Below are 18,337 nucleotides of genomic sequence, written 5' to 3' on the forward strand. Positions count from 1 at the left end.
ATAAACCCTGTACCAAGCGCGCCTAAGATGTGCAGACCCTGTTCACGACGCCACCCGGACCCGCGATGACCACGCCCCAAGGAACCAGCCGCGCCACCTTCGCCGTCGGCGACGAATTCAGCGCCAAGCGCATTGTCGATCTCCTCACCGAGAGTTTTGAGGAAGGCCAGGCCGCGATTGCTGCATTCGAGAGCCCCGAGGGCCGCTGGGACGTCACCGTGCATTTCGCCGACCCGCCGGACGAGGCCTCGATCCGCGACCTCGTCAGCCTCGCCTCGGACGACGCCGTGGCGGCGAGCATCGTGTTCGACAGCATCGAGGCCAAGGATTGGGTCAAAGAGAGTCTCGAAGGCCTCGTTCCGGTCCGCGCCGGCCGCTTCATCGTTCACGGCCAGCACGATCGCGACAAGGTGCGGCCCAATCAGCTGGGCATCGAGATCGAGGCCGCGCTGGCGTTTGGCACCGGCCATCACGGCACCACGCGCGGCTGCCTCATCTATCTTGATTATGTGCTGCGCGCGAAGGCGCCGAAACGGATGCTCGATCTGGGGACCGGCACAGGCGTGCTGGCCATCGCTGCTGCGAAGGCCACGAAACGCCGCGTGCTCGCGACCGATATCGACCCGATGTCTGTGAAGGTGGCGCGCGAGAACATGCGGCTCAACGGCGTCGGCAATCTCGTCGATACCGTCTGCGCAACGGGTTTCTCGTCGCCAGCCTTCGGTGATCGCGCGCCGTTCGATCTGATCCTGGCGAACATTCTCGCCAATCCGCTGCGCGCGATGTCGACCGACATGAGCCGACATCTCACGCGTAACGGAATGGTGATCCTGTCCGGCCTGTTGCCGCATCAGGCGATGAGCGTGATCGCCGCCTATCGCGCCCGCGGGCTGGTACTACGCAAGCATCAGATCGTTGAGGGCTGGAGCAGTCTATTGATGCAACGCGCAGGCTGATACGCTAGTCGTCATTTTCCGAACTCCGGAATAACGATGGGCGATCTGGCCAAAGCTGACGGTTGGGTTTGCTACTTCGGGGGCGGCACGTCGCGGCGACGAAGCGTTGCATTTTCCAGCCGCTCGACGCGCGTCACGCGGGCTTCGACGAAACGGCCCAGAATCTGGATGATACCGCTGCGTTGATTTGGCTGACTGGGCGGAGTTTGGGTGGACTGCACCTGGGTAGGCTGGGAATGGCCAAGCGTGGGGGGTGGCGAAATTTTCTCGAACGTAAAAGCAGGCATTGTGTATCCCCTCTTCGTTGAGTTGAGACACTCTGAATGGCCAAGCATCGCACCGACAACACAAGCCGGGGGACGTTGTTCCATCCGGTTGAACACAACCATCAGATTTCAAGCATAACTTGTGCCAAATCTGCGCAACCCTGCCCCTCGATTGCAGGCCTGACAGCGCACCCATAGGATGATCCCGCGATGCTCGAAGCCCATTTCCAGACGTTCGAAGAGCCCGAAAGCGGCGTGGCGCTGACTGCGCGGCTGGCCGCATTTCGCGAGGAATTGCTGCGCCGGAAACTCACAGGCTTCGTGATTCCCCGCGCCGATCAGCAGCAGAATGAATATGTGCCGCCCTCCGACGAGCGGCTGGCCTGGCTCACCGGCTTCACCGGATCGGCCGGCATGGCGATCGTGCTGCTGCAGGAAGCCGCCGTGTTCGTCGATGGCCGGTATACGCTGCAGGCGGCCAAACAAGTTGATGTGAATGCGTGGAGCATCCAGTCGCTGGTCGAGCCGCCGCCGGAGACTTGGCTCGCCGATCACCTGAAGCCCGAAGATCGCCTCGGATTTGATCCGTGGCTGCACACTTCTGCGGCAGCGGAGCGGCTGGCTACCGCCTGCGCCAAGGCCGGCGCCGAACTGGTGGCGGTCGACAGCAATCCGCTCGATTCGGTTTGGGCCGAGCGTCCGGCGCCGCCGCTCGGCGCCGTATCGATTCATCCGCTCAACTATGCCGGCGTTCCCGAAGCCGACAAGCTCGCCCAGATCCGCGGCGAGATGGAGCGCCTGCGCGTCGATGCACTGGTGCTGTCGGATTCCCACGCGGTGGCCTGGACCTTCAACATCCGCGGCGCCGACGTCTCGCATACGCCGCTGCCGCTGTCCTATGCGCTCGTGCCGAAACACGGCCGCCCGCAGGTGTTCATCGATCACCGCAAGCTCTCCAACAGCGCGCGCAACCATCTGGAAGTCTCTGCCGATGTGCAGGAGCGGGATGCGCTGATATCGGCGCTCAGCGAACTCGCTTCCTCCGGTGCATCCATCGCGCTCGACAATGCTACCGCCGCCGATGCACTGAGCCGGCTGATCACGGCTGCAGGCGGCAAGCCGGTGCGCGGCAATGACCCCGTCGCGCTGCTCAAGGCCGTAAAAAATCCCATCGAGATCAAGGGCACGCAGACCGCGCACCGCCGCGATGCTGTGGCGCTGGCGCGCTTTCTCGCCTGGATCGACCGCGAGGCGCCGAAGGGCAAGCTCACCGAGATCGACACCGTCGAGGCGCTGGAGACGTTCCGCCGCCAGACCGGCGCGCTGAAGGATGTCTCGTTCCCGACCATCGCCGGCACCGGGCCGAACGGCGCCATCGTGCATTACCGCGTCACCCGCAAGACCAATCGCCGTATCGCACTCGGCGATCTGCTGCTGATCGATTCCGGCGCGCAGTACGAAGACGGCACCACCGATGTCACCCGCACCATCGCGATTGGCGAGCCGACCGACGAGATGCGCGACCGCTTCACCCGCGTGCTGCGTGGCCATATCGCAATTGCGCGCGCCGCGTTTCCCGACGGCACGACGGGCGCGCAGCTCGATACGCTGGCGCGGCAATTCCTCTGGCATGCCGGGCTCGATTTCGCCCACGGCACCGGCCACGGCGTCGGCAGCTATCTCTCGGTCCATGAAGGCCCGGCACGGATCTCCAAGCTCGGCACCACGCCGCTCAAGCGTGGCATGATCCTCTCCAACGAGCCCGGCTACTACAAGACCGACGCCTTCGGCATCCGCATCGAGAATCTCGAACTGGTTGTCGAAGCCCATATCGAGGGCGCCGAGCAGCCGATGAACGCATTCGAAACGCTGACACTGGCGCCGATCGACCGCCGGCTTATCAATGCGCATCGCATCAGCAAGCGCGAGCTCAAGTGGATCAACGACTATCACGCCCGCGTCCGCCGCGAGGTGATGCCACTGCTCGACGATGAAGCGACGCGGAGCTGGCTCGAAGCCGCGACCGAGCCGCTGGTTCAGCCGCAATAACAGCAAGAGAACAGCCATCACGTGAACTACAGCCCGCCTTTTCCAAAAGTCGACACCGTCGACCTCTCCAAATCGCGGGTGATGCTGCTGTTGCTGGTGGTGATGACCGGTATCGCGCCGATCTCACTCTATATGCTGGTGCCGGCGCTGCCCGAACTCGCGCGCACCTTCGAAGCCGACATCTCGATCGCGCAGATGACGGTGTCGCTCTACATGGTCGGCCTCGCCTTCTCGCAACTGATCATGGGACCGCTGTCGGACAAGTTCGGCCGGCGTCCAGTGCTGCTTGCCGGTCTCGGCCTGATGGTGATCGCCGGCATCGGCAGCAGCTTTGCGCTCACATTGCCGCAACTGATCGCGGCGCGGTTCTTCCAGGCGCTCGGCGGCGCGACGGGCATGGTGATGAGCCGCGCCATTATCCGCGACCTTTATCCACGCGAACGCGTCGGCGCGATGATCAGCCTCGTCATCGCCGTCATGATGATCGCGCAGATGCTGAGCCCGTTGGCCGGTGGTCTCCTGGAAACCGGCTTCGGTTGGCGCGCGATCTTCTATGTGGTCACCGCCTCCTCGCTGATCGTCACGCTGGCCATCGCATTCTTCCTGCCAGAGACCAGACGGCGCACAGCCACTGACAGCAGCGGCGGCGGCTTCATCGCCGACTCCCGCGTCCTGCTGCGCAGCCGCACGTTTATCGGCTATCTCCTCTGTTATGTCGTGGCTTCCTGGATCATCTTCACCTTTGCCGGCGGCGGTCCCTATGTGGTGGTCACGCAGATGGGCCGGACATCGGCCGAATATGGCGCGTGGTTCGCGACCTCCGGCCTGGCTTATCTCGTCGGCAATCTGTGTTGCGTGCGCTTCGCGCCGCGCCGGGCCATCGAACAACTGATCTGGTTTGGTCTCGCGCTGCAATTCGGCGGCGCGATGCTCAATGTGGTCTGGGGTCTCACCGGGCTGAACCAGAATCCGGCCTGGCTGTTCCTCACCCATATGATCGTGATGTTCGGCAATGCCTTCGTGATGTCGAACGGCGCTGCCGGCGCCCTCAGCATTCGGCCGCAGGCCGCGGGCACGGCATCCGGCATGATGGGTTTCCTGCAGATGGGCCTGGGTTCGCTGTGTTCGCAATTCGGCGCCTGGCTCGGCGGCCATTTCGCGACACCGGTGCCGCTCAACATTGCGCTCGTCGTGCTGTCCTGCGGCTGCGCAGCCGCGATGATCTTCCTGGTGCCCCGGCGCAAGGTGGTGGTGACGGAAGAGATGATCGAGAAGGCCGAGGGCGAAGAGAGCGGGCTGCTGTAGGTCGCTGTCATTCCGCGGGTCATGGTTGCGGCAAAGCTCGTCATTCCCCGGCACACCATTGGTGTGCCTGAGGGCGGCACCGACGCCGCAGGCGGCGGGACCGAACCCGGAATCCCGATGTGTTTTACGCTGAACAATTCGGGATTCCCGCCACTCCAAGTGCAGTGGCTGAGATTCGCACTTTCGCGGCTTCGCCGCTTTCGTGCGTCCCGAATGACAGTGGAGAGATCAGAGCTTCAGATTGCTCGCCTCTCCCCTCACCCGTTCTTCGCAAACAACTCCCGCCCGATCAGCATCCGCCTGATCTCGCTGGTGCCGGCGCCGATCTCGTAGAGTTTGGCGTCCCGCAGCAGACGGCCGGTGGGATAGTCATTGATATAGCCATTGCCGCCGAGCAGCTGGATCGCGTCGAGCGCACATTGCGTGGCGCGTTCCGACGCGTAGAGGATGGCGCCGGCGGCATCCTCGCGGGTGGTCTCGCCGCGATCACAGGCTTTCGCCACCGCATAGACGTAAGCGCGCGCCGAACTCAGCGCCACATACATGTCGGCGATCTTGCCCTGCACGAGCTGGAAGTTGCCGATCGGCTCGCCGAACTGTTTGCGCTCGTGCACATAAGGCTGCGCGACATCGAGACAGGCCTGCATGATGCCGAGCGGGCCTGCCGCGAGCACCGCGCGCTCGTAATCGAGGCCGGACATCAGGACATTGACGCCGCGACCGACCTCCGCGAGCACGTTCTCCTCGGGCACTTCGCAATCCTCGAAGACGAGTTCGCACGTATCCGAGCCACGCATGCCCAGCTTGTCGAGCTTCTGCGCCGTCGAAAAACCCTTCATCCCCTTTTCGATGATGAAGGCGGTGATGCCGCGCGATCCGGCCGCCGGATCGGTCTTAGCATAGACCACCAGCGTCTGCGCCACCGGGCCATTGGTGATCCACATCTTGTTGCCGTTGAGCACGTAGCGATCGCCCTTCTTGTCGGCGCGGGTCTTCATCGACACCACGTCCGAGCCGGAACCCGGCTCGGACATCGCAAGGGATCCGACATGTTCGCCGGAGATCAGCTTCGGCAGATATTTGCGCTTCTGCGCCTCGTTACCATTGCGACGCAACTGATTGACGCAGAGGTTCGAATGCGCGCCGTAGGACAGGCCCACCGACGCCGAAGCGCGCGAAATCTCTTCCACCGCGATGACGTGTTCGAGATAGCCGAGCCCGGCACCGCCAAACTCTTCCTCCACCGTGATACCGTGCAGGCCGAGCGCGCCGATCTTGGGCCAGAGATCGAGTGGAAACTGATTGGTCTTGTCGATGGCTTCGGCGCGCGGCGCGATCTCGTTCTGCGAGAAATCACGCACGGTCTCGCGAATCGCGTTAGCCGTCTCGCCGAGATCGAAATTAAACATCCGTTGAGCGTTCGAAATCAAAGGGTCGCCTCCGGTCAGAACGGCGCGCAAACGCACCGGTCTTGTTGATTGAAGTCACCATGTCACGGGCCGAACGGGCTGAGAAGGGGCATAAAGTGGTCCTTGCTCTTGGCCGCGCAACGGGTTGTAATTCATCCAAATAAGCCCTCCGGGACCCAACCACGGAAGGCATGCCAGGGAGAGAACCGATGCTCGATCGCGTCCAGGATTCCGACAGCAGCAAATCCGCCCAAGCCGCCGCTCACGCCCAAGCTTACGGGATGTCGCTCGATGAGTTCGATCCCGGCAATCCCGAACTGTTCCGCACCGATACGTTCTGGCCCTATTTCGAACGGCTGCGCCGCGAGGATCCCGTCCACTACTGCAAGGACAGCATGTTCGGACCGTATTGGTCGGTGACCAAGTACAACGACATCATGCAGGTCGAGACCAATCACGCCACCTACTCGTCCGCCGCGGCTTTCGGCGGCATCACTATCCGCGATGCCGGTGTGCAGTTTCGCCGGCCGATGTTCATTGCCACAGATCCGCCGCATCACAGCGCCCAGCGCAAGACGGTGGCGCCGATGTTCGCACCTCACCACATGGACGAGCTCTCCAGTCTGATCCGCAGTCGTACTGCCGAGGTGCTGGACTCCCTGCCCCGCAACGAGACCTTCGACTGGGTCGATCGCGTGTCGATCGAATTGACCACGCAGATGCTGGCGACCCTGTTCGACTTCCCGTGGGAGGAGCGCCGGAAACTCACCCACTGGTCGGATGTCGCCACAATGTTGCCGCCCACGCCAGAGGCCGAGCAGCAGCGGCAGAAAGAGCTGCGCGAATGCGGCGAGTATTTCGGCCGGTTGTTTCAGGAGCGACTCAATGCGCCGCCGAAGAGCGACCTGATATCGATGATGGCGCATAGCGAGGCCACGCGGCATCTCGATCCGGAGAGTTTTCTCGGCAACATCATTCTGCTGATCGTCGGCGGCAACGATACAACGCGCAACTCGATGTCCGGCGGCGTCTACGCACTCAATCAATTCCCCAGCGAATATGACAAGCTGCGCGCCAACCCGGCGCTGATCGAGAGCATGGTGCCAGAGATCATCCGCTGGCAGACGCCGCTCGCGCATATGCGGCGCACGGCGGTGCAGGATGCCGAGCTCGGCGGCAAGCAGATCAGGAAGGGTGACAAGGTCGTAATGTGGTACGTCTCGGGCAATCGCGATGACGAGGTCATCGAAAACCCCAACGAATTCATCATCGACCGCATCAGGCCGAACCGCCATCTGTCATTCGGCTTCGGCATCCACCGCTGCGTCGGCCTCAGACTTGCCGAACTTCAATTGAAGATTGTGTGGGAAGAGATCATCAAGCGGTTCGACAGGATCGAAGTCGTCGGCGAGCCGCGCCGCGTCTTTTCGAGCTTCGTGAAGGGCTACGAGACACTGCCTGTGCGGATCGCTGGCTGAACCGGCGACCGCAACAGCTCAGGATCGATTTTTTGGAGAGCAGACGCCATGAATATCCAAGCCAGGATCAATCCTGACAAAGCTGAGATCCAGCGCGTCGCGCGCGCGATCGCCTATTCGACGCCGCTGAAGGACTTCCATCCCGGCGCGCCGAAATTGTTCGCGACCGATACGCTGTGGCCGTTCTTCGAACGGCTGCGCAAGGAAGAGCCGGTGCATTACTGCACCAATGCACCGATCGAGCCCTACTGGTCGGTGACCAAGTATCACGACATCATGCATGTCGATACCAATCACGGCATCTTCTCCTCCGACGTGAAGCATGGCGGCATCGCGATCCGCGACGTGCCGGAAGGCTATGACTGGCCGAGCTTCATCGCCATGGATGAGCCGAAGCACAGCGCGCAGCGCAAGACCGTGACGCCGATGTTCACGCCAACACATCTCGACGAGATGGCGGTGCTGATCCGCGGGCGCGTCTGCAAGGTGCTCGACGGATTACCGCGCGGTGAGACCTTCGACTGGGTCGAACGCGTCTCTGTCGAACTCACCACGCAGATGCTGGCGACCCTGTTCGATTTCCCGTGGGAAGAGCGCCGCAAGCTGACGCGCTGGTCTGACGTGTCCACCGCGCTGCCAAAAAGTGGAATCGTGTCCTCAGAGGAAGAGCGCCGCCGCGAGATGGATGAATGCGCCGCCTATTTCCAGAAGCTCTGGAACGAGCGCGTGAATTCCGACCCGCGGAATGACCTGATTTCCATGATGGCGCATAGCGACGCCACACGCTTCATGGATCCCGACACGCTGATGGGCAATATCATCCTGCTCATCGTCGGCGGCAACGATACCACCCGCAACACCATGACCGGCTCGGTGCTGGCGCTGAACGAGAACCCCGACCAGTATCAGAAGTTGCGCGACAATCCGTCGCTTATCGAGACCATGGTCCCCGAAGTGATCCGCTGGCAGACGCCGCTGGCGCATATGCGCCGTACCGCCATGCAGGATACTGAACTCGGCGGCAAGATCATCAAGAAGGGCGACCGGGTGGTGATGTGGTACGTCTCGGGCAACCGCGACGAGGAGGTGATCGAGCGCCCGAACGAATTTATCATCGACCGCGCGCGGCCGAAGATTCACCTGTCATTCGGTTTTGGCATACACCGCTGCGTGGGCATGCGCCTGGCGGAGTTGCAATTGAGGATCGTTTGGGAGGAGATACTGAAACGGTTCGAGAACATCGAAGTTGTGGGGGAACCCAAGCGCGTGTATTCGAGCTTCGTTAAAGGCTACGAGACCCTCCCGGTTAAAATTACGTAAGACCGGAGGATTTCGTAATGCCGGTCAGGATTCATAATTTTCCCCTCAAGAAGAGAAGCTCAATTCCTTGACGAAACACCATCCCGCGGAACAGGACGAATTCCACGATATCCGCGATGCCGTTGCCAAACTGTGCGCACAGTTCCCCGGTGAATACTGGCGCAAGCTCGACCGCGAGATGGCCTATCCGAAGGCTTTCGTCGATGCATTGACGGAAGCCGGATACCTGTCGGTTCTGATCCCCGAGGAATATGGCGGCTCCGGCCTCAAGCTGTCGGCTGCAGCGGCGATCCTCGAAGAGATCCAGCGCGCCGGTTGCAATGGCGGCGGCTGCCACGCGCAGATGTATACGATGGGCACGGTGCTGCGTCATGGCAATGACGAGCAGAAGGCCAAGTGGCTGCCGAAGATCGCCAGTGGCGAAGTTCGCCTGCAGGCGTTCGGCGTCACCGAGCCGACCTCGGGCACCGACACGTCCTCGCTGAAGACTGTGGCGAAGAAGGACGATAACGGCGACTACATCGTCAACGGCCAGAAGATCTGGACCAGCCGCGCCGAATATTCCGACCTGATGGTGCTGCTCGCGCGCACCACGCCGAAGGAACAGGCCGCGAAGCGCACCGACGGTCTGTCTGTGTTTCTGGTGGACATGAAAGAGGCCAAGAAGAACGGCCTCGAGATCCGCCCGATCCGCACCATGATGAACCACGCCACCACCGAAGTGTTCTTCACCGACATGAAGGTGCCGGCGGAAAACCTGATCGGCGAAGAGGGCAAGGGCTTCCGCTACATCCTCTCCGGCATGAATGCCGAGCGCATCCTGATCGCCAGCGAATGCGTTGGCGATGCCAAATGGTTCATCGCCAAGGCGAGCGCTTATGCCAAGGAGCGCCAGGTGTTCGGCCGCCCGATCGGCCAGAACCAGGGCATCCAGTTCCCGATCGCCAAGGCCTATGCGAATATGCGCGCAGCCGAGCTGATGGTGAAGGAAGCGCTGCGCAAATACGAAGCCGGCATGGAATGCGGCGCCGAGGCCAACATGGCCAAGATGCTCGCGGCTGATGCGTCCTTCGAGGCGGCCAATGCCTGTATCCAGACCCATGGCGGTTTCGGATTTGCCGAGGAATACGACGTCGAGCGCAAATTCCGCGAGACGCGTCTGTATCAGGTTGCGCCGATCTCGACCAACCTGATCCTGTCCTTCGTGGCCGAGCATGTGCTCGGCATGCCGCGCTCGTATTGAGATAGACACATGCTGCCGCTCAAGGGACTGACCGTCATCGCCGTTGAACAGGCGGTGGCTGCACCATTCTGCAGTTCGCGGCTCGCGGATGCCGGCGCGCATGTGATCAAGATCGAGCGCCCCGAAGGCGATTTTGCCCGCGGCTACGATGCCGCGGTGAAGGGCCAGAGCAGCTATTTCGTCTGGCTCAACCGCGGCAAGGATTCCGTGGTGGTCGATCTTGCCACGCCCGAAGGCCGCAAGGCCATGGAAGAGCTGATCGCCACCGCCGACGTGCTGATCCAGAACCTCAAGCCCGGCTCGATGGACAAGCTCGGCTTCACCCGCGAACGGCTGCGCAAGGATTATCCGCGGCTGATCTGCGCCACCATCACCGGCTATGGCGACACCGGCCCCTATGCCCATCGCAAGGCCTATGACCTGCTGATCCAGGCCGAGAGCGGATTGGCGTCGATCACCGGCGGACCCGAAGGCCCGTCGCGCGTCGGCGTCTCCATCGTCGACGTCGCCACGGGCGCCGCCGCGCATGCGGCGATCCTGGAAGCGCTGATCGGGCGTTCGGTGACCGGCGAAGGCGCCGATATCCGCATCTCGATGTTCGACGTCATGGCCGACTGGCTCACCGTACCGCTGCTCAATGCCGAGGCGGGCAACGAGCCGAAGCGCATGGGCCTCGCGCATCCCTCGATCGCACCCTATGGCGTGTTTCGCTCCAGGGACGGCAAGGACATCCTGATCTCGATCCAGAGCGAGCGCGAGTGGAAGATCCTCTGCGCCAAGGTGCTGGGCAATGCCGAGCTCGCCGCCGATCCGCGCCTCGTCAACGGCGTCGAGCGCGTGCGCAACCGCGCCTTCACCGACCAGACCGTCAGCGACATCTTCGGCTCGCTCAGCCGCGACGAACTGCTGAAGCGCCTGACCGACGCCGACATCGCATTTGCGGAGGTGAACACCATGGCGGACCTCACCACCCATCCGCATCTGCGCCGCATCACCGTCAATACGCCGAATGGCGAAGTGTCCTATCCGGCACCGGCCGCGATCTGGGTCGACGCGCCGCGCAGCTACGGCGCCGTGCCCGGCATCGGCGAAGTGCAGAAATAATCTTCAAGATCACACGGAGGTCATCATGACCGACAAGCTCGACATCGATCATCTCAAGCAGTGGATCGGTCGCACCGACGAGGCTTCCGACGTGGTTACCGCGCAGCTCGTGAAGGGCCTGCGCGCGACATTGTTTCTCGACATCGACACGCCGAAGCCCGGCGACGCCGCGCCCTTCACCACGCAGTGGTGCCTGGCGCAGCCGGTGGCGGCGATGGACAAGCTCGGGCCTGACGGTCATCCCGCGCGCGGCGGCTTTCTCCCACCGGTGCCGCTGCCGCGCCGCATGTGGGCGGGCGGCGAAGTGCAGTTCATCGAGCCGTTGCTTGTCGGCGACGAGGTGACGCGCTCCTCGAAGATCCTCGACGTCAATCTGAAGACCGGCTCCACCGGTGCGCTGTGCTTCGTCAATGTCGAGCACCTGATCACCACCAAGCGCGGCCTCGCCATTCGCGAGCGCCAGGACATCGTCTACAGGGACATGCCGACCAGCATGGCGCCCCCTGCGCCAGCGCCGAAGGACGTGCCCGCGGCCCAGCATCAGGAAACGCATTATGCCGATCCCGTTCTGCTGTTTCGCTACTCGGCACTGACCTTCAACGGCCACCGCATCCATTACGATCGCGACTATGTCACCAAGGTCGAATTCTATCCGGGCCTGGTGTTTCACGGGCCGCTGCAGGCGGCCATGCTGGTGGAATTCGCGGCGAAGCTTAGGGGTGGCAAGGCACCAGCGAAATTCAGCTATCGCGGCGTGTCACCGCTGTTCGATGGCGCGAATTTTTCGGTGAATGCGAACGAGACAGCCGACGGACTCGAGGTCTGGACCGCCAACGACAAGGGCGCGCCGACCATGAAGGCGACGGCGAGCTGGTAATCGCAGCGACGCTCTGACCTAACCTCTCCCCGCATTGCGCGAAGCGAAGCTTCGCTAGGCGGGGAGAGGTCGCCGCGACTTCGCGGCGGGTGAGGGGCATTGCGCTGTAAGAGCCCAACTCACTCCGCTTTCGGAGCGCTCAATTCTTCGACCCGAGCATCCTGCGAATTTCGCAGGCTCGGCGCCAAGCCCCTCACCCCACCCCTCTCCCCGCGCAAGATGCGGGGAGAGGGAGCGACGGCGCGCCTCCGCTCCGTTGGCGCGGTTCCCCCCCTCCCCGATTGACTCCCCGCCCCCTCCTGCTGTTGATGAGTCAACAGCACACGGCAGACCACTGCCCGATAACGTGAGGAAACCGCCTTGGCCCGCGACAGCAACAAACCCGCCGCCCGTACTCCCGTGACCGTCAAGGACGCCACGCTGAACCTGTTGCGCGGCTTCGGCATCAGCAAAGTGTTCGGCAATCCCGGCTCCACGGAACTGCCGTTCCTCTCCGACTGGCCGGACGATATCGACTACGTGCTCGGCCTGCAGGAAGCCTCCGTCATCGGCATGGCCGATGGCTATGCCCAGGCGACGCGCAATGCCGCTTTCGTCAATCTGCATTCGGCGGCCGGCGTCGGCCATGCGCTGGGTAATATCTACACCGCGCATCGTAACCAGACGCCGATGGTGATCACCGCGGGCCAGCAGGCACGCAGCATTTTGCCGCTGCAGGCGTTTCTCTATGCCGAGCGCGCGTCGGAATTTCCGCGGCCCTATGTGAAATACAGCGTCGAGCCCGCGCGTGCCGAGGATGTGCCCGCTGCGATCGCCCGCGCTTATTACGTGGCGATGCAGCCGCCCTGCGGGCCGACTTTCGTATCGGTGCCGATCGACGACTGGACGCATCAGGCCCAACCTCTTGAGGCGCGTTATGTGAGCCGCGAGCTCGGGCCAGATCCGAAGGCGATGCAGGAACTGGTCGCCGCACTCGGCAACAGCAAGAACCCTGCGCTGATCGTCGGCCCCGGGATCGACCGTGCAGAGGCTGTCGATCTGATGGTATCAGTCGCAGAGAAGACCAAAGCCGCCGTCTGGGTCAGTCCGTTCTCGGCGCGCTGCAGTTTCCCGGAACGTCATCCGCAATTCGCGGGCTTCCTGCATGCCTCGCCGGCACAGCTCTCGGATGCCCTCAAGGAATACGACCTCGTCGTCGTGATCGGCGCGCCGGTCTTCACGTTCCACGTCGAAGGCCATGCGGCGATCTTCGACGGCGATACCACGATCTTCCAGATCACGGATGATGCGGACTCCGCGGCCGTCGCGCCGATCGGTACCAGCATCATCGCGACCATGAAGCCGGCGTTGACGCTGCTGCTTGAGCTGCTGCCTGATACCAAACGCGCAATCGCCAAGGGCCGCATCCTGCCGCCGCCGCCGGTGGCCAGTGACCCGATCCCGATAGATTATCTGCTGCACACGCTATCGCGGGCCATGCCTGCAGATGCGATGCTGGTGGAAGAAGCGCCGTCGCATCGCCCGGCGATGCAGAAGTATCTTCCGATGCGTGGTGCGAACAGTTTCTACACCATGACCTCGGGTGGCCTCGGCCACTCACTGCCGGCATCTGTCGGCATGGCGCTGGGCTACCCGGATCGTCGCACCGTGTGCCTGATCGGCGACGGCTCGGCGATGTATTCAATCCAGGCATTGTGGACCGCCGCACAGCGCAAATTGCCTTTAACTGTAGTGGTCATCAACAATTCCGGCTACGGCGCGATGCGCTCGTTCAGCCAGGTGATGCAGGTGCGCAATGTTCCCGGGCTGGATCTGCCCGGTCTGGATTTCGTCAAATTGGCCGAAGGCATGGGCGCGCATGCCGTCCGCGTCGACAAATCATCGGAACTTGCGGGTGCTTTCGCGCAGTCTCTGCAACATCCGGGCGTCAGCCTTGTCGAAGTCATCGTCGACTCAGCCGTTCCCGTGCTTTATGGACAGAAGCACTGATATGACGGGATCATAACGGAAGCTCAGGCATGACGAAGCAGGCAGGCGACTCCTCGAAGAAAACGCACAGCTCCCACTGGGGTGCCTTTTCCGGACAATGGGTCGACGGCAAGCTCGTCATCACACCGCATCCGATCGATCCCGATCCGAATCCGATCATCCAGAATTTTCCCGAGGCGCTCCGCCACAAGGCGCGCATCGCCAAGCCGATGGTGCGTCGTGGCTGGCTCGAGAACGGCCCCGGCCCGGACGACCGCCGCGGCCGCGATGCATTCGTCGAGATGGAATGGGACGAGGTGCTCGACCTGCTCGCCGGCGAACTCAAGCGCGTCAAGGATACGCACAGTGCCAAGGCGATCTATGGCGGCTCCTATGGCTGGTCGAGTGCCGGACGCTTCCATCACGCACAGAGTCAGATCCATCGTTTTCTGAACGTCGCGCTCGGCGGCTATGTACGCTCGGTCAACAGCTACTCGGCCGGCGCATCGACGGTGCTGATCCCGCATATCCTCGGCAATTACGAAGACATGACCCGCCGCAATATCGGCTGGGACGAGATCGTCGAGCACACCGATATCATTCTCGCCTTCGGCGGCATGAACACCAAGAATTCGCGCGTCGCCGGCGGCGGCATCAGCAAGCATACCGAACATCGCGACATGGTGGCGCTGTCCAAGCGCGGTGGCGAACTCGTGCTGATCTCGCCGCTGAAGAGCGATCTGCCCGATGAAGTAAACCAGGACTGGGTCGCCGCGCGTCCCGGCACCGACGTGGCGCTGATGCTCGGCATCGCGCACACCGCGGTGATGGATGGCACGCATGACCGCGCCTTCCTCGACAGCCATACGCACGGCTGGGATACTTTCGAAGACTATCTGATGGGCCGCAGCGACGGCCAACCGAAGGATGCGGCCTGGGCTGCCGGCATCACCGGCCTCAAGGCCGACGCCATCCTCACGCTCGCGCGCCGCCTGCCCGGCAAGCGCGCGCTCTTTGTTGTTGCGCATTCGCTGCAGCGTGCGAAGCATGGCGAGCAGCCGGTCTGGATGGCTTCGGTGCTATCGGCGATGTTCGGCCAAGCGGGCCTGCCCGGTGGCGGCTTCGGCTATGCGCTCGGCGCCATCGCCAATTACGGACGCCGCCAGAACGCGGTGCCGATCGCCGGCCTGCCGCAGGGCAAGAACGGCGTCAGCGAATTCATCCCAGTGGCGCGCGTCAGCGACATGCTGCTCAATCCCGGCGCACCGTTCGAATATAACGGCGCGCACATGACCTATCCGGATATCAAGCTGGTCTACTGGGCCGGCGGCAATCCGTTCCATCACCATCAGGACCTCAATCGCCTGCGCAAGGCCTTCGCGCGCGTCGATACGCTGGTGGTGCACGACCTCGCCTGGACCGCGTCGGCGCGCCATGCCGACTTCGTGCTCCCTTGCACCATGTCGCTGGAGCGCGAGGACATCGGCTCGTCGCAGACCGATCCGCTGATGGTCGCGATGCACCAGATGGCCGAGCCGTTCGGCGACGCACGCAACGACTATACGATCTTCACCGGCTTGTCGGAGCGTCTCGGCAAGGCCGATGAATTCACCGAAGGCCGCACGCCGCGTGAGTGGCTGCAGCATCTCTATCAGCCTACTTACGATGGGCTGAAGGCCAAGGGCTTGGACGCGCCGGACTTCGACGCCTTCTGGGCAGCCGGCGAAGTGCTGTTGCCGCAACTGCCGCTGGATGGCGGCACGCTGCGCGCCTTCCGCGACGATCCCGAGGGCAAACCGCTGCCCACCACCAGCGGCAAGATCGAGATCACGTCCGACACCATCGCCAGCTTCAATTACGACGACTGCCCCGGCCATCCGGTCTGGCTGCCGCTGGAAGACGCGGTCGATGCAACCAATCCCCTGCAGCTCGTCGCCAACCAGCCGGCGTCACGCCTGCACAGCCAGCTCGACTTTGGTGGGCATAGCAGCGCCGAAAAGCGCCGCGGCCGCGAGGTTGCGCGCATGCATCCGGTCGACGCCGATGCGCGTGGCATCAAGGACGGTGACATCATCAGGCTGTTCAACCAGCGCGGCGCCTGCCTCGCCTCCGTCGTCGTCACCGAGGACGTGATGGCCGGCGTTGTGCAGCTTCCGACCGGCGCCTATTACGATCCCGAGGATCCGAACGAGGAAAAGCCGCTCTGCGTGCACGGCAATCCGAACGTGCTCACGCGCGACACCGGTACGTCGCGCCTCGCGCAGGGCTGCACCGGACAGCTCACGGTGGTGAATGTCGAGAAGTTCACCGGCAACCTGCCGCCGATCCAGGCCTATGATCCCCCGGTGCCGGTGATCTGGCCAAGGCCTCCGAAGCTCGAAGCGGCGGAGTAAGCTGGTTCTTTAGCTTGTGAACTTGTTGCGCTGAGGCGGTCATGGGCTCCCTCCCCCTTGCGGGGAGGGTCGGCCGATAGGCCGGGGTGGGGGTGCCCCACGCGCCGACCTACCGTGGGGCACCCCCACCCGACCGGCCTGACGGCCGGCCACCCTCCCCGCCTAGCGAAGCTTCGCTTCGCGCGGGGGGAGGGATAAGAGCCAGCGCTCGCAGGTGCCACCCTAACTACACTTCTTACTTCCCAAATGTCTCCCGCATCTTCGCCTGGATCTTGGTCATGCCGCCGATCCAGCGGTCGTAATTCTCGGTCTTCTTGCGCATGTAATCGATGACCTGCTTGTGCGGCAGGATCAGGAACGTCTCCGCCTCGATCCCCGCCAACGCATCCTGCGCGACCTGCTCCGGCGAGAGATTGCCGTCATTGGATTGCGGGCCCTTTGGGATGTTCTTCAGCATGTTGGTATCGACGCCCTGCGGGCACAGGATCGAGACCTTGATGTTGTCTGCCCGGTGGGAGATCGCGAGATTTTCGGCGAAGCCAACCGCGGCATGTTTGGTGGTCGAATAGGCCGGGCTGCCGACTTGCGACAGCAGACCGGCCGCCGAGATCGTGTTGAGGAAGTAGCCGCCGCCACGCGCCTTGTAGAGCGGGATCAGATGCCGCGCCGCATAGACATGGGCCATCACATGGATCGCCCAGCTCCGCGCCCATGGTTCATCCGATGTGCCACCGGCATTCGGACTCATCGGATCGAAGCCGCCGCCGATGCCGGCATTGGAACAGAATAGCGCGATCGGCCCGTAATGCCGTTCGGTCAGTTCGATCACATGCTGGATATCTTTTTCCTTGCCGACATCGCACTGGAATGCAGCGCCACCGATGGACTCTGCAACGGAGGCTGCGCGCTCGCCATCGAGATCGACGACGACGACTTTCGCTGCGCCCGCTTTATGAAATGTCTCGCATAGCGCCTGGCCGATGCCATTGGCGCCACCGGTCACGACGACGACCTTGCCGGTCACCTGCATGCCGCACTCCCCCTTGATGTTTTTGTTTCTTGTTAGAGCATGATCTGATCCGAAAACCCTTACCCACTTTTCGGGATCATGCTCTAGGTGCTCAGCACCATGTCGAGCACGGCCGTATAGTGGCATGCAGCGCCGAGCAGGACAAATGCGTGCCAGATGGCGTTCTGGAAACGCAGCCGCTGCCAGGCGTGGAATACGACGCCCAGCGTATACAGCGTGCCGCCGGCGGCGACGAACCACATGGTAAGCGGCGGCAGCGGTGTGAACACGGCATCATAAGCCATCAGGCCGCTCCAGCCCATGGCGAGATAGAGTACCACGGCGAGCCGATCGAAACGGCCGGGATAAACGAGCTTGATGACGATGCCAGTGATGGCGACGCTCCACACGCCAGCGAGCAGCGAGATCGCGAGCCGTGTGTTGGCGATCTGCGCGAAGAACGGCGTGTAGGTGGCGGCAATGAGAAGATAGATCGCGGAGTGATCGAAGCGGCGCAGGAACCACTTTCGCGGTGACACCGGCCACATATTATAGATGGCCGACAGCACCAGCATCGCCAGCAGGCCCACGGAATAGACCGAGACGGTCACCACTTCATAGGCGGTGGCGAAAACGGCGGCGAGCACGATGAGAACGGTGGCAGCGATCAGGCCGGAGAACACGCCGAGACCGTGAACGATGCCGTCGGCAATCAGTTCGGCACGGTCGTAATTCCAGCGGATCGCGCCGGCCACCATGTGAGCGGAATTGGTGGTCAGTTCTTTGATGCGGAAAACGGTCATGGTGGCGTCAACCCGGCCGGTGCGATGCGGTGAGCTTGCCCCGTAAGCCCGCCTGTGACTTCCCCTGAAATCAGCGATAGATCATAGGTTGGAGATCGTCAACGAACGCCAAACGACGAAGTGACGACGCTTTCGTGACGAACTTGATTTCAGCCAG

14 protein-coding genes are annotated in these 18,337 nt (G+C 62.8%); 10 read left to right on the forward strand and 4 right to left on the reverse strand.

Features of this window, described 5'->3' with window-relative positions:
• The first annotated feature begins 65 nt into the window (after positions 1 to 65).
• The gene (locus tag CIW50_RS19955; RefSeq protein WP_149532939.1) at positions 66 to 956 is read left to right on the forward strand and encodes a 50S ribosomal protein L11 methyltransferase; all 891 of its coding nucleotides are present in this window, start codon (positions 66 to 68) and stop codon (positions 954 to 956) included.
• 71 nt (positions 957 to 1,027) lie between these two features.
• Here CIW50_RS19955 and CIW50_RS19960 read toward each other — a convergent pair whose 3' ends face one another.
• Positions 1,028 to 1,243: a hypothetical protein gene (locus tag CIW50_RS19960; protein WP_139285921.1), complete on the reverse strand. Its 216-nt coding sequence runs from the start codon at positions 1,241 to 1,243 to the stop codon at positions 1,028 to 1,030.
• A gap of 189 nt (positions 1,244 to 1,432) precedes the next feature.
• Between CIW50_RS19960 and CIW50_RS19965 the strand changes: the two genes are divergently transcribed.
• Positions 1,433 to 3,271: an aminopeptidase P family protein gene (locus tag CIW50_RS19965; protein ID WP_149532940.1), complete on the forward strand. Its 1,839-nt coding sequence runs from the start codon at positions 1,433 to 1,435 to the stop codon at positions 3,269 to 3,271.
• Positions 3,272 to 3,352: 81 nt separating this feature from the next.
• Positions 3,353 to 4,576 carry a multidrug effflux MFS transporter gene (locus tag CIW50_RS19970; RefSeq protein WP_149533106.1) on the forward strand — a complete coding sequence of 408 codons (1,224 nt, stop codon included), beginning with the start codon at positions 3,353 to 3,355 and terminating at the stop codon, positions 4,574 to 4,576.
• Between the two features lie 257 nt (positions 4,577 to 4,833).
• Here CIW50_RS19970 and CIW50_RS19975 read toward each other — a convergent pair whose 3' ends face one another.
• Positions 4,834 to 6,006 carry an isovaleryl-CoA dehydrogenase gene (locus CIW50_RS19975; protein WP_149532941.1) on the reverse strand — a complete coding sequence of 391 codons (1,173 nt, stop codon included), beginning with the start codon at positions 6,004 to 6,006 and terminating at the stop codon, positions 4,834 to 4,836.
• A gap of 260 nt (positions 6,007 to 6,266) precedes the next feature.
• Here CIW50_RS19975 and CIW50_RS19980 point away from each other — a divergent pair, with 260 nt between their 5' ends.
• The 7 genes from CIW50_RS19980 (at position 6,267) to CIW50_RS20010 (ending at position 16,368) form a co-directional block, all read left to right on the forward strand.
• The gene (locus CIW50_RS19980) at positions 6,267 to 7,463 is read left to right on the forward strand and encodes a cytochrome P450 (RefSeq protein WP_149533107.1); all 1,197 of its coding nucleotides are present in this window, start codon (positions 6,267 to 6,269) and stop codon (positions 7,461 to 7,463) included.
• Positions 7,464 to 7,511: 48 nt separating this feature from the next.
• Positions 7,512 to 8,783 (forward strand): cytochrome P450, encoded by a 1,272-nt coding sequence (locus CIW50_RS19985; protein WP_149532942.1) that lies wholly within the window; start codon positions 7,512 to 7,514, stop codon positions 8,781 to 8,783.
• A 67-nt stretch (positions 8,784 to 8,850) separates the two neighbouring features.
• Positions 8,851 to 10,026 carry an acyl-CoA dehydrogenase family protein gene (locus CIW50_RS19990; RefSeq protein ID WP_089265293.1) on the forward strand — a complete coding sequence of 392 codons (1,176 nt, stop codon included), beginning with the start codon at positions 8,851 to 8,853 and terminating at the stop codon, positions 10,024 to 10,026.
• A gap of 9 nt (positions 10,027 to 10,035) precedes the next feature.
• Positions 10,036 to 11,130 carry a CaiB/BaiF CoA transferase family protein gene (locus tag CIW50_RS19995; RefSeq protein ID WP_149532943.1) on the forward strand — a complete coding sequence of 365 codons (1,095 nt, stop codon included), beginning with the start codon at positions 10,036 to 10,038 and terminating at the stop codon, positions 11,128 to 11,130.
• 25 nt (positions 11,131 to 11,155) lie between these two features.
• Positions 11,156 to 12,007, forward strand: coding sequence for an HTD2 family dehydratase (locus CIW50_RS20000; protein ID WP_149532944.1), 852 nt, complete (start codon positions 11,156 to 11,158; stop codon positions 12,005 to 12,007).
• A gap of 360 nt (positions 12,008 to 12,367) precedes the next feature.
• Entirely contained in the window at positions 12,368 to 13,996 is a 1,629-nt protein-coding gene (gene mdlC / locus CIW50_RS20005; RefSeq protein ID WP_149532945.1) for a benzoylformate decarboxylase, read from the forward strand.
• A 29-nt stretch (positions 13,997 to 14,025) separates the two neighbouring features.
• Positions 14,026 to 16,368: a molybdopterin guanine dinucleotide-containing S/N-oxide reductase gene (locus CIW50_RS20010; RefSeq protein ID WP_149532946.1), complete on the forward strand. Its 2,343-nt coding sequence runs from the start codon at positions 14,026 to 14,028 to the stop codon at positions 16,366 to 16,368.
• A 235-nt stretch (positions 16,369 to 16,603) separates the two neighbouring features.
• Here the strand turns inward: CIW50_RS20010 and CIW50_RS20015 are convergent, their stop codons facing one another.
• Together CIW50_RS20015 and trhA are read right to left on the reverse strand one after the other, a co-directional pair.
• Positions 16,604 to 17,398 carry an SDR family oxidoreductase gene (locus CIW50_RS20015; protein ID WP_149532947.1) on the reverse strand — a complete coding sequence of 265 codons (795 nt, stop codon included), beginning with the start codon at positions 17,396 to 17,398 and terminating at the stop codon, positions 16,604 to 16,606.
• An 83-nt stretch (positions 17,399 to 17,481) separates the two neighbouring features.
• Positions 17,482 to 18,180, reverse strand: a complete 699-nt coding sequence (trhA, locus tag CIW50_RS20020) for a PAQR family membrane homeostasis protein TrhA (protein WP_149532948.1) — start codon at positions 18,178 to 18,180, stop codon at positions 17,482 to 17,484.
• Between the last annotated feature and the right edge of the window lie 157 nt (positions 18,181 to 18,337).

The organism is Tardiphaga sp. P9-11 (assembly GCF_008329525.1).
Taxonomy (GTDB): Bacteria; Pseudomonadota; Alphaproteobacteria; order Rhizobiales; family Xanthobacteraceae; genus Tardiphaga.

Excerpts from the sequence above, each read along its gene's own strand:
- CIW50_RS20015 (WP_149532947.1), bottom strand. The coding sequence starts at position 17,398 with ATGCAGGTGACCGGCAAGGTCGTCGTCGTGACCGGTGGCGCCAATGGC.
- CIW50_RS19960 (WP_139285921.1), bottom strand. The coding sequence starts at position 1,243 with ATGCCTGCTTTTACGTTCGAGAAAATTTCGCCACCCCCCACGCTTGGC.
- CIW50_RS19980 (WP_149533107.1), top strand. The coding sequence starts at position 6,267 with ATGTCGCTCGATGAGTTCGATCCCGGCAATCCCGAACTGTTCCGCACC.
- CIW50_RS19965 (WP_149532940.1), top strand. The coding sequence starts at position 1,433 with ATGCTCGAAGCCCATTTCCAGACGTTCGAAGAGCCCGAAAGCGGCGTG.
- CIW50_RS20010 (WP_149532946.1), top strand. The coding sequence starts at position 14,026 with ATGACGAAGCAGGCAGGCGACTCCTCGAAGAAAACGCACAGCTCCCAC.
- CIW50_RS20000 (WP_149532944.1), top strand. The coding sequence starts at position 11,156 with ATGACCGACAAGCTCGACATCGATCATCTCAAGCAGTGGATCGGTCGC.
- trhA (WP_149532948.1), bottom strand. The coding sequence starts at position 18,180 with ATGACCGTTTTCCGCATCAAAGAACTGACCACCAATTCCGCTCACATG.
- CIW50_RS19970 (WP_149533106.1), top strand. The coding sequence starts at position 3,353 with ATGCTGCTGTTGCTGGTGGTGATGACCGGTATCGCGCCGATCTCACTC.
- CIW50_RS19995 (WP_149532943.1), top strand. The coding sequence starts at position 10,036 with ATGCTGCCGCTCAAGGGACTGACCGTCATCGCCGTTGAACAGGCGGTG.
- CIW50_RS19955 (WP_149532939.1), top strand. The coding sequence starts at position 66 with ATGACCACGCCCCAAGGAACCAGCCGCGCCACCTTCGCCGTCGGCGAC.
- CIW50_RS19985 (WP_149532942.1), top strand. The coding sequence starts at position 7,512 with ATGAATATCCAAGCCAGGATCAATCCTGACAAAGCTGAGATCCAGCGC.